The following is a 16,256-nucleotide window of genomic DNA, read 5'->3' as shown; positions in this document are numbered from 1 at the left end:
CGCGGCTCGAGATAGCTCCGGAGGCGTGTCGATCCGCGGGCCGCTCGTTCGACGTGTGGGTGCGAGGGCCGAGACGCGACCCCGCCGGACGAGGAGAACGTGATGCCGAAGTACATGCTGATCATGCGGGGCACCGACGAGTCGAACGCAGCGCTGATGGCCGACATCGACGAGCTGATGGCCTCGACCCGGCAGTTCATCGAGGAGATGGTCAAGGCCGGCGTTCTGCTGGCGGCGGAGGGCCTGGACCTTCCGAGCCAGGGCGTCGTGGTCGACTTCAGCGGCGAGGCCCCGGTGGTCACGGACGGACCGTACGGCGAGACCAAGGAACTGTTCGGGGGCTATTTCCTGCTCGACGTCGTCTCGAAGCAGGAGGCGGTCGAGTGGGCCAAGCGGGTGCCGGCCGCCCGCGGGTCCAAGATCGAGGTCCGGCGGGTGGCCGGCGACGACGAGACGCCCCAGGACGCCACGGGGTCCGTCGAGGCACGGGCCGAGAGCACCGGCCGGGTCTGATGGGTACGGCCGACATCGAGGCCGTCTGGCGGATCGAGTCGGCGCGGATCGTCGCCGCGCTGACCCGGTTCACCGGCGATTTCGGGCTGGCCGAGGACGCGGCCCAGGAGGCGGTGGCCGATGCGTTGGTGTCGTGGCCGCTGGCCGCTCCGGACAATCCGGCCGGCTGGCTGATGGCCACCGCCCGGCGGCGGGCGATCGACGCGATCCGCCGCCGGGCCGCCCTCCAGGACCGATACGCCCTGCTGGCGGCCGATCCGGTGATCGGCTCAGCGGCCGACGAAGACATCGACCCCGACAGGATCGACGACGACGTCCTTGCGCTGATGTTCATCAGTTGCCACCCGGTCCTCTCCCCCGAGGCTCGGGTGGCGCTGACCCTGCGCGTGGTCGGCGGCCTGTCCAGCGAGGAGATCGCCCGCGCGTTCCTCGTCCCCGTGCCGACCGTGCAGGCCCGCATCACCCGGGGCAAAAAGACGATCGCGGCGGCCGGGGTGCCGTTCGAGCTGCCGCCGGCCGACGAACGCCGGGAGCGGCTGGGCGGCGTGCTCAGCGTCCTGTACGTGATCTTCACCGAGGGGTCGACGGCCACGTCGGGTGACCGGCTGCTGCGCCCCGACCTCGCGTACGAAGCGATTCGGCTGGTCCGCACGCTGGCCGCGCTGCAGCCGACCGAGCCGGAGGTGCACGGCCTGCTCGCGCTGTGCGAGCTGACGGCCGCGCGCTTCCCGGCCCGGACCGGCCCGGACGGTTCGCCGGTCCTGTTGGAGGACCAGGACCGGCGGCGGTGGGACTTCTCGGCGATCCACCGCGGGCTGACCGCGCTGTCCACGGCGTCGGCTCGCGGCCTCGGCCCGTACGGCCTGCAGGCCGCGATCGCCGCCGCCCACGCGTCGGCGCCCTCCGTCGAGGAGACCGACTGGGACCGGATCGTCGTGCTCTACGAGGCGCTCGGCCGGGTCGCACCCTCGCCGGTGGTCGAGCTCAACCGGGCCGTCGCGGTGGCGATGGCCTCCGGGCCGGCGCAAGCCCTGGCCATCGTGGACGAACTGATCGCGTTGGACCGGCTCCCCGGTTCGCATCTGGTCCCGACCGTACGCGGCGAGCTGCTGACCAGGCTCGGACGACGCCCGGAGGCGCGCGCCGAGCTGGAGCTGGCCGCCCGGCTCTGCGCCAACCAGCGCGAACGCTCAGTGCTGCTGCGCAAGGCGGCGGCGCTGGGCTGACACCTCCGACTCACGAGTTGAGGGCTTGACGGGTGCTGCGGCAGGCCGGTCGGGGTCCAGAACGCCTCCCGCGGCACCCGGAGGATTCGGTACCGCTCGGCGACCGTGTCACCGACCGCCCACCCGCCAGTCATGGCCGGACCGTACCAACGCCGTCCCACCCGGCGGGTTATTCGCCTATTCTGTGCGCCGTGCGACCCTCGGTACATCTCACGATCGTTGCCGGGCCACTCAGCGGCCGAACCTACCGCTACGAGGAGCGAACTACCTGCATCCTCGGCCGCGCCGATGACTGCGAACCGCAGTTGCCCAGCGACACCGAGCACCGCACGGTCTCGCGGCACCACTGTCTGATCGACATCAACCCGCCCGACGTGCGCATCCGGGACTTCGGCAGTCTCAACGGGACCTACCTCAACAGGGTCAAGATCGGGCAGCGGGCCAAGGGCCAGACACCCGAGGAGGCCGCCGGAGAGCGGTTCCCCGAGCACGACCTGTCCGACGGGGACGAGATCCGGCTCGGACGCACGACGTTCCGGGTCGGCATTCAGCGGCGAGTTGCCACCCTCGTCATGCCACGGTGCGCGCACTGTGGCCGCGACATCGCGGACGAGGTCGGCGGCCACGACGGTGAGCACGTCTGCCAGTCCTGTCGGGCCCAGCCTGCGGCGCTGGTCCGCGACGCGCTGCCCGACGCCGGCCCCGGGTTCGTGGGGTACGAGGTGGTGCGAGAGTTGGGCGCGGGTGGCATGGGCCGGGTGTACCTCGCGCGCAACACCACGACCGGCGAGGAAGTCGCGCTCAAGGTGATGCTGCCGCAGGTCGCCGCCAGCGAGGCCGACCGGGGCCGCTTCCTGCGCGAGATCGCGATCGGCCAGGCGTTACGTCACCCGAACATCGCGTCGCTGCACCACACCGGCAGCGCCGCCGGGGCGTTCTTCTTCGCGATCGAGTACTGCCGAGGCGGCAGCGTCCGCGACCTGATGCTCGCCCGCGGCGGAACCCTCCGGCCGGACGAGGCGGTGCCGCTGGCCGTGCAGGCGCTGGACGCGTTGGACTACGCCCACAGCCAGGGCATCGTGCACCGGGACGTCTCCCCGCAGAACATCCTGCTCACCGACGATCCGAAGCCGCAGGTCAAGCTCGCCGACTTCGGGCTGGCCAAAGCGTTCGACCTGGCCGGGTTGAGCGGGCTCACTCGCACCGGCGCCGCAGCGGGCAAACCGCTGTTCATGCCCTACCAGCAGGTCGTGAACTTCCGCCACGCCAAACCGGCCGTGGACGTGTGGGCGCTCGCCGCCTGCCTCTACTTCCTGCTCACCGACGAGGCGCCCCGGGACTTCCCCGCCGACCGCGACCCGTGGCAGGCGGTACTCCAGACGGCCGCCGTCCCCATCCGGCAGCGCGACCCGGCGATTCCCCGCCCGCTGGCCGACGTGTTGGACACCGCGTTACAGGACCGCCCCGCGATCGGTTTCGCCACCGCCGCGGAGCTGCGCGAGGCGCTGCTGCGTTCGACACGCTGACGCAGTCGGTCCCCGGCGGCGGATAGGCGCCCCGGCCGGCGCGGTCCGTCGAGGACGGCCGCGCCGGGCGGGAGAGGCCTACTTGGCGTCGTAGGGGTCGCGGCTACCGGACTTCGCCAGACCACGGCTGATCAGGTACCCGATCGTGAGAAGGACGATGAAGAACCAGGCCCGGTCCGCCCGGAAGTAGTCACTGTGCCCGTCGGTGGTGCCGACGACCTGGGAAGCAATGAGAACGCCGATGACGGCCGCCACGTATGCGACCAGTTCGCTCGTCTTGAACGATGCTTTCGTTTCAGTACTCAGACGCCTAGTGCGGGCTGTTCGGTCCGAAGTGTTGCCGGCCGTGTAGTCACTTGTGGGGTTAGCGGTGGTCATGATTCTCCCAAGATTGAGACGTCGTTGCGCCGCCCCGCTATACCCCGCACATCGCAGCCGATACCAAATAAAAATTTAATTTTCTCGGGGATACGTCTGCCGCTAACCGTGCGGAGTGATTGCTATCCGTTCGTCCGATTGCGCAGCTTAACGGCGGACGCCTTTTTAGCGTTTCCCCTGCTCATAGCGTCAATCAAGAGTTTTTTAGTAGTAAGGGTTCAGCCCGCCTGCTGGGGGTAACCGGCACCAGACCTCGCCCGCCCCCGGGCTGGCCGCCTGAACGGAGCCCCGATATGTCGTTCAACCCGTTGGCCGAAAAAGGCATACCCCTGGAGCAGCAGTACCGCAACTGGCGGGAGCTAAATGTCACCCCGCTCGATCCCGAGCCGCCGGATCCCTACACGACGACCCGAGTGATCGCGCTGAACGCGATCGAAGCGGAATCGATCGCCTTCAAGCACAATTTTTTCCGTCGTTGCCCGGACCAGGACGTACGTCGCACTCTGGCCGAGGTCCGGTACCTGGAGAACCAGCAGCAGCGGGTGGTGAACTGGCTGCTGCCGGGGGTCGCCAGCGTGTTGGAGACGACCCTGGGGTACGAGCAGAACGCCGTCGACCTCACCGCGTGGGTGGCCCGGATGGAGCCCGACCCGTACCTCAAGCAAGCGTACGAATTCGGGGTGCTGGAGGACTTCGACCACCTCTACCGGTACGCGAACCTGTACGAGATGGTCGAGCGCCGCAAAGCCGAAAAGATCGTCGACGGACTGACGGAGGTCATGCCGGGCCGGCCGACGATCCAGCAGCACCGCCACCCGATCGATCACGTCAATGAGCCCTACGACCGCAACACCGCGAGCCCGCTGTCGAAGCTGCACGCGCTGACGATCATGGCCGCCGAGCAGCAGGTGGCCACGTACTACATGAACGTCGGCCCGCAGTACATGGAGCCGATCGCGCGCCAGCTTTATCAGGAGATCGGTCTGATCGAGCAGCAGCACGTGACCCACTACGAGTCCCTGGTCGACCCGGGTGAGACCTGGTGGGAGCAGCTCCTCAACCACGAGCTGTGCGAGGTCTACCTGTATTACTCATTCTTCACCGAAGAGACCGATCGGCGGGTGAAGGCGATCTGGGAACTGCACCTCAACGAGGAGATCACTCACCTTCAGATCGCCGCCGACCTGCTGCGCCGCCACGACGGCCGGGAGCCCGAGGAGCTGATCGGCGACTCGTTGCCCCAGCCGGTGCGTTTCGAGTCCAACAAGGCCTATCTGCGGGAACTGATGGCCGACCAGATGGACTTGACCAAGCTCGGCTCTGGCTACGTCCGAGAGGCCCACGAGCGCTTCGAGTGGATGCAGCAGCAGATCCACGGTGGCGAGAAGCCGCCGAGCGAGCGGGTCATCGACGAGCACCGTGCCCGCTTCGGCACTGAGTACCGTCTGGAGACCGAGGGCCCCCACCCGATCGCCGGGCTGCGGGCCTCGGCGGACGAGGTCAACCGATGACCGCCCCGGTTACCGTCGAGCCGGACGTCATCGACCTCCTCCTCGCCCAACACGCGCAGATCGAACGGCTCTTCGGCGAGGTACTGCTCGCCACCGGAGACCAACAACACGATCGGTTTCACGAGCTGGTGCGGCTGCTCGCCGTCCACGAGACCGCCGAGGAGGAGGTCGTTCACCCGATGGCGCGGCGCTCCATCGACGGCGGCGCCGAAGTCATCGACGCTCGCCTTGACGAGGAACGACAAGCCAAAGAACTCCTGGCCGCACTCGACCACGACGGGCCGGACGCACCAGACTTCCGCGAACGGCTGCTCGCCCTGCGGCAAGCGGTACTGAGCCACGCCCGCTACGAAGAACGCTACGAGTTCCCCCAGCTGCGCCTGCGCCTGCAGGACGCGTCGCTGGCCGGGATGGCGAAGGCGGTCAAGGCTGCGGAAGCCGTGGCACCGACCCGTCCCCATCCCGGGGTCGAAAGTGCCACGAAGAACGTTCTCGCCGGGCCGTTGGCTGCCATCGTCGACCGGACCCGCGACGCACTCCGCTCCGCCGGCACCACCACCTGATACCGCAGCGGATGACCAGTGAGGAGGTCAGCACGGCGCTCCGGTGTCGAACGTCTCGAGGCAGGTCCAGCCCAACCGCATGGTGGCGACCGGCGTTTGGCCCGGCGGTGTGACGCCGGCGTTGGCGACGTAGCTGAACGCGATCTTGCCGTCACTGGTGTTCAGCTCGGGATGGATCACCGGCGCATAACATCCGGAAGCGCACTTCCCTGCCGGGAGTAGGCCGCTACCGGCCACCGGGTCGAAGACGCCGCTGCTGTCGGCGAGGCGGACCGCGGCCACCTCGTCGTCAGCGAAAACCGCGTACGCGACGAACAGATAGCCACCGATGTGCGCAACGGACGGTGAGCCGGAGACCTGGGTCAGGGGGTCACTGCTGGCCTTGATGACTGGCTTGGGAAGCGGCAACGTGCCGCAGGTGACGTACGGCGTCGGCGCACATCCGCTGCTGGGCAGCGCCTGCCAGGCGTCGTCGGTGTTGGCCGAGGACGCGCCCTCGGTGCGGTAGCTCCAGTTGGTGGCGGTAGCGATTCGGGTCAGCGAGCCGGACAGGTTCGTCGAGTCGACCAGCAAGCGCGCCTGGGTGCAGTCGGAGTTCTGACCGCAGGCCAGCACGTTGAGGTACTTCTGGTTGCTGCTCGGCCCGTCCGACAGGTACGCGCCGGCGCCGTAGGTGTAACCGGGCTTGTTCACGGCCCAGCTGTGGTCCCGCCACGTCCCCGGCTGGAACAGCGCGTTGGCCAGCGTGGTGGCGTGCGGCGAGGCGTCCGGACTGTGCGCGTCCCAGACGTACTGCGCCGCACCGCCGGTCTTGAACAGATACTCGAGGTCAGGGTCGGCCTGCGTCGGCAGGTGGACGCAGAAGTCCTGATAGAAGACGACCGCGGTCTCCCGCCGGGCGTCGGAGTCCGGCAGCCGGATCACGCTGCTCGGCCAGCGCGCCTGGTAGTAGTAGTTGGCTGGTTTGTTGCTTGGCGGTGGGCAGGCGGGCCGTGCTCCGTCGGTGATGAATTCGGTGAAGTACGCCGGAGCGCCGTTGACGTAGGCCACTTCGACGGGCATCGGCGGCACGGCCGGCACCGAGCCGGGCGTCACCGGTGGCACGAGGGACGCGGTGTTCGTCTTGAAGTACTGCATCTTGGCGCCGGTGTTCGCGTTCCAGGCGTCCGTGTCGCCGAACGTCCACAGATCCCGGGTGACGCTCTGGCCGGACGCGTTCGTGCCGGTCAGCCGCGCGCTGAATCCTGCGTCGCGATTCGTGTAGTAGGGCGTGTTGCCGTGGCCGGGATCCACGGCCCTGATCACGCCGAGGTCTGTGGTCTGTCCGACCTCGCAGGCAGCGAGGACGCCGACCGTGAGGACGGCGGCTAGTGCGGCTGCCGAGAGCCGTCGCGTCCGTAAAGAGATACCCATGCGCGCCCCTGAAGTGGTGTGCGATCGGGCATCAGAGTTACTGAGGAGTACGGAAGAGGCAATCGGTTTGGAAGCATCTACCCGAAGTGGTGTGTTCTTCCGCTTCGGTGTTGTCTCAGCGGTTTTTAGCCGTGGTGAGCCGATCCAGCAGGGCCTGCCGGATCGCCGGCCGGGTGCCGAAGTTGAGCAGGAACGCCGCTTCGCGCAGCAGCCGCTGCGGATGGCTGTCGACCAGCACCGAACTGCTGCCCTGCTGGACGAAGAGTGCCGCCGCGGCGCGCAGCGCGAACTCGGAGCTGACCGCCCGCCCGGCCGGGACGTCCTGCGGCGCCGCCTGCTGCAGCCGGTCGCGGACGGCAGCCAGCTCGGCGGAGAGTGCCGCGCCGTCCTCACCCATGAGCCTGATCGCGCGGTCGGCCACCCCGCGGGCGAGGGATCCGGTGAACCGCAGCGACTCGGCGTCACCCTCCAGGTACTCCGACCTCGGTTGGACGGCGGTGACCCGGTCGGCGGGCACGAAGTGGTCGTGGAACTCCAGCGTCACGGTCCGGCTGGCCTGCACTGCGATCATCTCCAGCGGCCGGACGCTCATCGAGGCGCCCTCCGTCGGGTCCACGAGCGCCCACACCAGAAGATCGTCATCCTGACGGGCCGCGACGTACAGCGTGTCGATCATGTCCCAACCGGTCACCCACGGCGCGGTGCCGTTGAACCGCCACCCGCCAGGAACGCCGGTGGCGCGCAGCATCGGCGGACCGGGACGTGCGGCCGCGCCGATCGCCATGCCTGCCCGCCGGGTACCCGCGGCGAGCGGTGCGAGGTACTCCGCGCGGACGGCCTCGTTGCTGGTCTGCCCGACCGCCGACATCGCGCCGTGATGTTGCACCCAGACGAAGGCCGTGGTGAGACACCCACCGGCGAGCAACTCGACCACCCGCTGCACCGCCGGGTAGTCCGGCAGGTCAAGAGTGGTCAGCTCCTCCGGCGCCGCGAGTCCGAAGAAGCCCTTTGCCGCAATGAGCTCCAGATGAGTTTCCGGGACGCGTTCTGCCCGGTCGACCTCGATCGCCGCGGGGAACAGGACCTGGTCGGCGATGTGCTGGGCGTCGCGCATGGACTGGGACACAGGTCCGCTCCTCCACCGGTCGGCCGGGCTCGACCATAGATCAGGCCGTGCGGCCCGCGCGACGGTACGCGGCGGCTTGCTGCACACCGTCGACCCAGACGTCCTTGCGGGTGACCAGCCCGGACTCGTCGACGTCGACCACATCGACCAGGGGGATGCGGGCGGTGAAAGTACCGCCGTCAACGTCGGGCAGTTCGATCGCCATCGTCCACTCCAGGACCCAGTGACCGTCGCCGAGCAGCAGCCGGTCGACCTCCGAGCGGTAGTTCGGAAACTCCAGGAAAATCTGTGCGAAGTGCTGCCGCAGCGCTGCCCGGCCTTGCACCCGGGCGCCGCCGCTGCGCAGGGCAAACGTGGAGTCCTCGGTGTGGAGCGCCGCGATCGCCTCGGGATCCTTCGCCTCCCAGGCCGCGTGATAGCGGTCGAACGCCTGCTGCAGCACCTGCCGGTGCACGGTGGCCTCGGTCTGAGCCAGCACTTCGGACATCGGAACCCTCCTGGACTTGCGTCGTGGACCGGGTCCGACGAAGCATACCGACTCCGAGTCGGTTTTTTACCCCGAAGGCGAAGTGAGTCCCGACAGCAGATCGCGCAGCACCTCGCCGTAGCGGGGTGCCGCGCGGTCCGGGTCCGGTGCGCGCCCGATCGCCAGCGCGGCCTCCATCACGGCACCCAGCAGCAGCCGCGTCGCCGCCGACACCCGCTCCTGGTCGGTCCCCACCGGGAGGATGGCTTCGAGGGCGGCGCGCGTCATGCCGGCGAAATGGGCGTCATCGATCTCGCGCCAGCGCTCCCAGCCCAGAACGTTCGGACCGTCGACGAGCACCAGCCGTCGCCGCGTGGGGTGGGCGGCCCGCCTCAGATAGCCCTCCAGCGCTGCGGCCAGGTCGTCGCTCGACAACGGCTCCGGTCGCCGGTCTGCCCGCAGCTCGTCGGCGATCTCACCCTGAAGCTGGTCGACGACCGCGTCCAGCAGCGCCTGTTTTGAGGAGAAGTGGTGGTAGAAGGCGCCCTTGGCCACGCGAGCCCGGGCCGTGACGTCGTCGACCGTCACTCCGGCGTACCCGGCCTCGAGCATCAATGCCCGTCCGGCCTCGAGGATCGCCGCGATCGTGCGCTCGCTGCGCTCTCGCTGGCTCACCACGACGGCATCTCCATTGATCACCACTCCCCCGCGCCCTGTGTCCCGTCACCGTAGTAGCCAACCGGATCCGGCCGCGTCTGGCTCAACGGCGCACGTGCCGCAGGTACTGCACGACGAGAACCGTCAGTTCGAGCACGGCGGCCACACCGAGCACCACCACCGGGGCAGGCCCCGCAGGCACACCGTCGACGCGCTGCACACCCATGAAGTCGAGGTGGCGCTCACCGGTGAAAACGACGATCCAGAGCAACAGGTAGACGGCCTGAAAGGTGCGCGGGCTGCGGCTCAGGGAGCCCAGGGCGAGTGCGAGGGTGGGGATGAACACGGCGCCGCCCATCCAGGCCGCCGCGCCCGCGTTGTCGCCGATGCTCAACAGGCGAATCAGCGGTCCGATCCCGACGACGACGGTGACCAGCAGCGCTGTCGTCCATTCCGCGAGCAGGCGCCGCAGCGGCGCAGGCGTCGAGGCCACGATCGGGGTCAGCTCGTGCTCGCACTGCTGGGTGCCGACCCGCGACAGGATCAGGACCGGCCAGAGCCAGGCGACCGCGAGCAGGATCGTCGTCGCCGCCAGGAGCGGGACGACGGCGCCGGCGACGATCAGGCCGAGCACGCCGATCGTCCACACGCGTGGCGTCCGGCTGAGCAGCACCCGCAGCTCGCCGATCACCAGGCGACCGAACGGCCATCCGCGCTGCGCCGGGGTCATGGCCCGCACGCTTTCCGGGTGCCGGTCCGCGTCGGGTCCCGGCCCGCCTCCGGCGTCCGCCGCCGGCGCGCCCGCACCCGGCGCGCCCGCACCCGGCGCACCCGCACCCCGCGCGCCCGCACCCGCACCCGCCGCCGGCGCGTCCGCACCCGCCGCGACGCTTGCCGCGCCATCGACCGGGCCCACCGGCGCCGCGGCCGGCCGCCGTCGTGCGGTGTCGAACCGGGCGAACCACAGCGCCGGCACCAGCGCGAACGCCAGACCGAGCGTGATGAGCACGAGCGGCTGCAGGAGCAGCCCCGCGTCGATGTCGAGCCCGGACGTCCAGGTGAACCGTTCGGGCTGCTCACTGCGGGTGACCAGGCCGATGACCAGGTATACGTCCTCGGCGCCCGGATGTTGCGCCTGCACGTCCTGGCGCATCGCGTCGGACACCGCGGTGAGGCCCAACGGGTCGAAACCGAGCCCGGGCGCGAACCGCATCAGCACCTGGCTGGCGATCGTGAGCATGCTGGCCGCGACGCCCCACACCAGGTTGCCGAACCCACCGCGCAGGCGTGGCACCGCCTCGAACAGCACCGCCGCGCCGGCCACCAGCGTGATGAGCGAGACCGGGAACAGCAGGAACGGCGTCCACAGCGCGACGAGGTCGAGGCTCGACGCCTCCCCGCGCACCCACAGCGTCACCACTGCCATGACCGCGACGACGCCGGCCATCGAGGCGAGCACCAGGAAGTTGCTCAGAAACTTGCCGAACAGGTACGTGCGGGAGGTCAACGGTGTGGCCGCGAGGATCTGACCCACGCCGGTCTGCTCGTCGCGGCTGACCGTGTTCTTCACGACGTAGAACCCGGCGACGGCCAGCCAGCCACCCGTCATCACCGCCAGCAGGGTTCCGACGTAGGCGCTGTTGTAGGTGCCCCGGAAATCACCGACCTGCATCAGCGCGTAGCCGGCCTCGGCAGGCGGCGCGGCGAGGTAGGCGAACACGAGCGTGGCCAGCAGCGTCATCCCGAACGCGGGACGGCGAACCCGATCGCGGAAGTCCGCGACGGCCAGTGCGAACAGCGCGCCCATCACGACACCACCGGGATCGGGCGGACCGCCCACAGATAAGCGTCTTCCAGGTCCGGCTCCGCCGGAGTGGCCGACGGCGTCGGCTGCTCCGCCGACAACACCCGCGCCCTGGTCCCCTCCGGCGTGCGGACAGCGCGGCTGACCAGATGCTGACCGCGGAACGTGGCGAGGCGCTCAGAGCTCACCAACGTCTCCCACACCTGCCCGCGGACATCACTCAGCAGGTCCTCCGGGCGGCCCCGACGTCGCAGCCTCCCCTGCGCGAGTATCGCGATGTCGGCGGCGACCGCTTCCACATCGGACACGATGTGTGTCGACAGGAGCACGACCCGGTCGGCCGAGAGGTCGGTGAGCACGTCGCGGATGCGGATGCGCTCCTCCGGGTCGAGCCCGGCCGTCGGTTCGTCAACGATGAGCACCTGCGGGTCGTTGAGCAGCGCCTGCGCGATGCCGACCCGCTGGCGCATCCCACCCGAATACTTGCCGAGCGGCCGTTTGCCAGCCGCCGTGAGGTTCAGCAGATCGAGCAGCTCATCGATGCGTTGCCGGGCCGACCGGCGGCCAAGCCCCTTCACGGCCGCGAGGTAGGACAGAAACTCTCGCGCGGTCAGGTGCGGGTACACCCCGAAGTCCTGGGGCAGGTAGCCGAGCACCCGGCGCAGCTCCCCCGGGTCGGCGGCGGTGTCGGTGCCGTTCCAGGTGACCCGCCCGCCCGTGGGCCTGGTCACCGTGGACAGAATGCGCATCAGCGACGACTTGCCGGCTCCGTTGGGGCCGAGCAATCCCAGGACACCTGGGCCGATGCTCATGCTCACGTCGGAGACCGCGGTCAGGTCGCCCCGATACACCTTGCTGACGTTCGCGAGTTCGAGCAGCATCGGAATCACGCTCCCGAAGCTTCGCGCAGGCCGTAGCGGGTGTGCAGCGTCCGCAGGCGCCTCGGCGCCCACCAGTTCGACCCGCCCAGCAGGCTCATGGTCGCGGGCACCAGCAGGCACCGCACGATCGTGACGTCGACCAGGACCGCGACGAACAGCCCGATGCCGATCACCTCGATGTCGCCGACCTTGGCCGCTCCGAAGCAACCGAACACGACCAGCATCAGCAACGCAGCCGAGGTGATGATGCGGCCGGTTCGCTGCAGCCCACGCCGTACCGCCGTCGCGGTGTCCACGCCGCCGTCGACGTACTCCTTGATCCGGCTCAGCAGGAACACCTGGTAGTCCATCGACAGGCCGAAGGCGAACGCAAAAACCAGCCCGATGACGAACGGGCTGAGGCCGCCGACCGTCCGGGTGTCCAGCAGGCCGGAGAGCCAGCCGTGCTGAAAGACGCCGACCAGCACTCCGAACGTCGCGCCGAGGGACACGACCGTCGTCACGATTGCCTGCAGCGGCACCACGACCGAGCCGGTCATCAAAAAAAGCAAAATGCTCATGGCGACGAGAGTGAGCAGGATCGCCCACGGCATGTTCTGGCGCAGCGTGGTCAGGGTGTCCACGAGGGAAGCCGCGCTGCCGGTGACCCAGGACTCCCCGCCCGCCGGGCGGTCCGCCCGTAGCCGTCGGACCAGGTCCTGCGCACCGTCGCCCTGCGCGTCGCCGCGCACCGCGAGCACCACGACCGACAGGTCCGGTCCCGCCGCCCGTGCGGGCTCGACCCGGATGACCTCCTGGTCGGTGCGCCACCGGGCCGCCCAGTCGTCGAGGGCGTCCGGCGACGTGCGGGCGACGACGGTGACCGCCGGCTGCACGGTACGGCCGTAACGAGCGGACAGGTCGTCCGCTACCGCGACCGACTCGATGCCGCGCGGGAACCCTTCGAGCAAAGGCTGTTTGACGACGACGCCCAGCAGCGGAGCACCGGCCGCGATCAGCGCGACGACGGTGCCGAGCATCACCAGCAGTGGCCGCCGCTGCGTCGCACCGGCCAGCCGCGCGAAGAAGCCACGTTCGGCGTCGTCGGCGCTCTCGTCCTCGCCCTCGCCGGGCGTCGCGGCGATCCGGCGCAGGGTGCGCCGCGACGGGCGGACCCACCGACCGACCGCGGCCAGCATCGCGGCCGTGAACGTGAGGGCGGTGAACATCGCCACCAGCGCCACCGAGATCCCGGCAGCCGCCATCGCCTGCAGGCTGGTGATCTTCAGCAGCAGCAGACCGCTCAACGCGGCTGCGATCGTCAGCGAGCTGAACACGACGGTGCGGCCCGCGGTGCCCCACGCACGGCGCAGCGCCGCGGCTCGGCCGGACCGGTCCGGCCGCTGCTTGCCCGCAGCCAACGCGGCGCGGTACTCGGGGATCAGCTCCTCGCGGTAACGCGCGACCAGCAGCAGGCCGTAGTCGACCGACAGGCCCAGCGAAAGCAGTGTCACGACCGTGATGACGTTGCCGTCGAGCTGCACGAACTGCGAGAACCCGAACAGCACCGCGAAAGCGCCCGCCGTGCTGGCCAGCGTTGCCAGCAGCGGTACACCGGCGATGATCAGCCCGCCGAAGACGAGCACCAGGAGGATCGCGATCAGCGGCAGCGAGGTCACTTCGGCCCTGGCCAGGTCGCCCTGAACGGCTTCGCCGACGTCGTTGTTGAGCACGGCGTTGCCGCCCACTCGGACGGTCATGCCGGGAACATCCGCGCTCGTACGGCGCAGCCGCTCGCTCACCTGCTCGACAACGACGTCGTCGTCGTCCATCCGAGACAGCGTCAGCTGGAGCGCGACCCCGCTGCTGTCGGTGGCGAGGACCGGTTCGTCCACATCCCGGACGCCGTCGATCCGCGCCACGTCATCGCTCGCGCGGGTCACCGCGTCGCGCACGTCCGGTGAGCGCGGGTCGACCCCTTCGAACAGGGCGACGATCTGATCACCGCGGTCGCCCGCGGCGTCGAGCACCTGGCCCGCCTTGACGGACTCCGGCGCATACCGCTGCTCGACGGCACCGATGTTGTCGAGTACCTGGCCCGCGGCCAGCACACCGCCCGCGAAGAGAACCAGCCATCCGCCAAGTACCCAGAAACGATATCGGAAACAGAATTGACCTATTCGACTCATCATGCGAGAAGAATGGGCGCCTATAGACGCGAAATCGTCAGTGCCCAATGCAGACTCGAATGGGTGCCAGGTACACCCCGAACCTGTTGCTAGCACCGTAGACGGCTCGTGGTCGCCGACCATACGGTTCATCCATGCAGGCGCTGGTGCCGCTCGTGACGTTCGTCCGCCGGACGTGGTCGGCGCGGGCCTGGTGGGCTACCAGCCATCTGGTCATCGGCGCGCCGATCGGCCTGTTCACGGCGGCCGTCCTGGTCGTGCTGGCCGCCCTCACTCTGACGTTGGCGGTGACCGTCGTATTGGCGGCGGTGATGCTCATGCAACTGATCATCTTCAACGGCACGTTCACGTCGTGGCAGCGATCGCGGTTCGCCGCTCTGATCGACGTCCAAATCTCGCCGTTGCCGCAGCAGAGCCGAGACCAGTCGGTCTGGCGTTGGGCGATCGCCGAAGCGCGCACGGGCAGGACCTGGCGGCAATTCGGGTACCACGTGTTCGCGGGCGTGTTCGGCCCCGGCGCAGCCGCGGCCGTGGTCGGGGCATGGTCGATCGGGCTCCTGGCGACCGGTTCGTTCGTCCTCTCCGAAGGCCTACCCGACCTGTTACCGGCCGATCTGGACGGCGTCCTCGCGCGTACGGCGCTGACGGGAGGCGGGCTGGCGCTGCTGTTCGCCGCGCCGTGGCTCGCCCGCGGGTTGGCCGCAGCGGACGCCGGGCTGGCCCACCGGCTGCTCGGGCCGAACCGCCGCGACGAGCTAGCGATGCGCGTGGAGTCGCTGACTGCGAGCCGGGCCGCGCTCGTGGAGGCGGTTGATGCCGAACGCCGACGCATCGAACGCGATATCCACGACGGGACCCAGCAGCGGCTGACGTCGCTCGCGCTGAACCTCGGCATCGCCCGCGCCACCCTCAGCGACCTGCCGGCACCGGCGCTCGAGGCGATAGTGAACGCACACGACGAGGCCAAGCAGGCATCGGCGGAGCTGCGCGAATTCGTGCGCGGCATGTACCCGGCGGTGCTGCACGACCGGGGCCTCGACGCCGCCCTGTCCGGCATCGTGGCTCGTGCGCCGCTGCCCGTGCGGCTACGGGTCAAGGTTCCGGGGCCGGTCTCGGCGGCCGTGGAGGCGGTCGCGTACTTCGTTGTCTCCGAAGCGCTGACCAACGTCGCCAAACACGCGCACGCGTCAGCCGTCGACGTGACCGTCGAGCAGGTCGGCGACCGGCTGCACGTCACCGTCCACGACGACGGGCGCGGTGGAGCCGTCGTCGGCACCGGGAGCGGTCTACGCGGTCTGGAACAACGGACCGCGTCGGTCGACGGAACGTTGCGCCTCGACAGCCCCGCCGGGGGGCCGACCACTATCGTCGCGGACCTGCCATGCGCGTCGTGATCGCCGAGGATTCCGTCCTGCTCCGCGAAGGGCTGGTGCGGCTGCTCGAGACCAGCGGCATCGACGTCGTGGCCGCGGTCGGTGATGCCGACGCTCTGGTGGCCGCCGCCGAGGCGCACCTGCCCGACTTGGTGCTGGCCGACGTGCGCATGCCCCCCACTCACACCGACGAGGGCCTGCGCGCAGCCCTCCAGCTCCGCAAGCAGCGACCCCGGATGGCGGTGCTCGTGCTGTCGCAGTTCGTGGAGGAGCGCTACGCCGTCGAACTGCTCACCGGCGAGACGGGCGGGCTCGGGTATCTGCTCAAGGACCGTGTTGCCGACGTCGCCGACTTCCTCGATGCGCTGCACCGCGTGGCCGCCGGCGGCACCGCGCTCGACCCGGAAGTCGTGTCCCAGCTCCTCGTCCGCCGGCGCAGTGATCCGCTCGACGCCCTGACCCGACGGGAGACGGACGTCCTGGCGCTGATGGCGGAGGGCCGTTCCAACAGCGCCATCGCCACGGCGCTCATGGTCAGCGACAGCTCCGTCGCCAAACACATCGCGAGCATCTTCACCAAGCTCGACATCCCGCCGGCGGACAACGACCACCGGCGCGTCCTCGCGGTGCTGCGCTTTCTCAAGGTCTGAC

The 16,256-nt window shown here is 69.6% G+C and carries 15 protein-coding genes; 7 read left to right on the top strand and 8 right to left on the bottom strand.

Annotated features, from left to right (window positions below; translation table 11 throughout):
• Positions 1-102 precede the first annotated feature (102 nt).
• The 3 genes from BUB75_RS38700 (at position 103) to BUB75_RS38690 (ending at position 3,265) form a co-directional block, all read left to right on the top strand.
• Positions 103-513 carry a YciI family protein gene (locus BUB75_RS38700; RefSeq protein ID WP_073264815.1) on the top strand — a complete coding sequence of 137 codons (411 nt, stop codon included), beginning with the start codon at positions 103-105 and terminating at the stop codon, positions 511-513.
• Complete coding sequence (locus BUB75_RS38695; RefSeq protein WP_178380092.1) at positions 513-1,739, top strand: RNA polymerase sigma factor; 1,227 nt, start codon at positions 513-515, stop codon at positions 1,737-1,739. The genes BUB75_RS38700 and BUB75_RS38695 overlap by 1 nt, the downstream gene beginning before the upstream one ends.
• A gap of 191 nt (positions 1,740-1,930) precedes the next feature.
• Complete coding sequence (locus tag BUB75_RS38690) at positions 1,931-3,265, top strand: protein kinase domain-containing protein (protein ID WP_073264814.1); 1,335 nt, start codon at positions 1,931-1,933, stop codon at positions 3,263-3,265.
• 78 nt (positions 3,266-3,343) lie between these two features.
• On the opposite strand, the gene BUB75_RS48955 is transcribed toward BUB75_RS38690, so the two are convergent.
• Entirely contained in the window at positions 3,344-3,520 is a 177-nt protein-coding gene (locus BUB75_RS48955; RefSeq protein ID WP_218618037.1) for a hypothetical protein, read from the bottom strand.
• Positions 3,521-3,936: 416 nt separating this feature from the next.
• Between BUB75_RS48955 and BUB75_RS38680 the strand changes: the two genes are divergently transcribed.
• A complete protein-coding gene (locus BUB75_RS38680) occupies positions 3,937-5,154 on the top strand; it encodes a hypothetical protein (protein WP_073264812.1) in 1,218 nt (405 codons plus the stop codon).
• Entirely contained in the window at positions 5,151-5,717 is a 567-nt protein-coding gene (locus BUB75_RS38675) for a hemerythrin domain-containing protein (RefSeq protein WP_073264811.1), read from the top strand. The genes BUB75_RS38680 and BUB75_RS38675 overlap by 4 nt, the downstream gene beginning before the upstream one ends.
• 27 nt (positions 5,718-5,744) lie before the next feature.
• On the opposite strand, the gene BUB75_RS38670 is transcribed toward BUB75_RS38675, so the two are convergent.
• The 7 genes from BUB75_RS38670 to BUB75_RS38640 all read right to left on the bottom strand — a co-directional run bounded on the left by BUB75_RS38670 (position 5,745) and on the right by BUB75_RS38640 (position 14,235).
• Positions 5,745-7,130: a hypothetical protein gene (locus BUB75_RS38670; RefSeq protein WP_143175692.1), complete on the bottom strand. Its 1,386-nt coding sequence runs from the start codon at positions 7,128-7,130 to the stop codon at positions 5,745-5,747.
• 115 nt (positions 7,131-7,245) lie between these two features.
• Positions 7,246-8,256, bottom strand: a complete 1,011-nt coding sequence (locus BUB75_RS38665; RefSeq protein WP_218618036.1) for an acyl-CoA dehydrogenase family protein — start codon at positions 8,254-8,256, stop codon at positions 7,246-7,248.
• Positions 8,257-8,296: 40 nt separating this feature from the next.
• Positions 8,297-8,743, bottom strand: a complete 447-nt coding sequence (locus BUB75_RS38660) for a nuclear transport factor 2 family protein (RefSeq protein WP_084742236.1) — start codon at positions 8,741-8,743, stop codon at positions 8,297-8,299.
• Between the two features lie 66 nt (positions 8,744-8,809).
• Positions 8,810-9,400 (bottom strand): TetR/AcrR family transcriptional regulator, encoded by a 591-nt coding sequence (locus BUB75_RS38655; protein ID WP_073264808.1) that lies wholly within the window; start codon positions 9,398-9,400, stop codon positions 8,810-8,812.
• A gap of 82 nt (positions 9,401-9,482) precedes the next feature.
• Positions 9,483-11,186 carry a hypothetical protein gene (locus tag BUB75_RS46770; protein ID WP_073264919.1) on the bottom strand — a complete coding sequence of 568 codons (1,704 nt, stop codon included), beginning with the start codon at positions 11,184-11,186 and terminating at the stop codon, positions 9,483-9,485.
• Positions 11,186-12,061 carry an ATP-binding cassette domain-containing protein gene (locus BUB75_RS38645; protein WP_073264918.1) on the bottom strand — a complete coding sequence of 292 codons (876 nt, stop codon included), beginning with the start codon at positions 12,059-12,061 and terminating at the stop codon, positions 11,186-11,188. Before BUB75_RS38645 ends, BUB75_RS46770 begins: the two co-directional genes overlap by 1 nt.
• 8 nt (positions 12,062-12,069) lie before the next feature.
• On the bottom strand, positions 12,070-14,235 hold the full coding sequence (locus tag BUB75_RS38640) for an MMPL family transporter (protein ID WP_073264807.1): 2,166 nt from the start codon (positions 14,233-14,235) through the stop codon (positions 12,070-12,072).
• A 131-nt stretch (positions 14,236-14,366) separates the two neighbouring features.
• Here BUB75_RS38640 and BUB75_RS38635 point away from each other — a divergent pair, with 131 nt between their 5' ends.
• Both BUB75_RS38635 and BUB75_RS38630 read left to right on the top strand, forming a co-directional pair.
• Positions 14,367-15,626 (top strand): sensor histidine kinase, encoded by a 1,260-nt coding sequence (locus BUB75_RS38635; RefSeq protein ID WP_073264806.1) that lies wholly within the window; start codon positions 14,367-14,369, stop codon positions 15,624-15,626.
• The gene (locus BUB75_RS38630; protein ID WP_073264805.1) at positions 15,614-16,255 is read left to right on the top strand and encodes a response regulator transcription factor; all 642 of its coding nucleotides are present in this window, start codon (positions 15,614-15,616) and stop codon (positions 16,253-16,255) included. Before BUB75_RS38635 ends, BUB75_RS38630 begins: the two co-directional genes overlap by 13 nt.
• The last annotated feature ends 1 nt before the right edge of the window (position 16,256 follow it).

It is taken from the genome of Cryptosporangium aurantiacum, from assembly GCF_900143005.1.
In the GTDB taxonomy this organism is placed as follows: domain Bacteria; phylum Actinomycetota; class Actinomycetes; order Mycobacteriales; family Cryptosporangiaceae; genus Cryptosporangium; species Cryptosporangium aurantiacum.
This window is presented reverse-complemented; position numbering and strand designations above follow the sequence as displayed.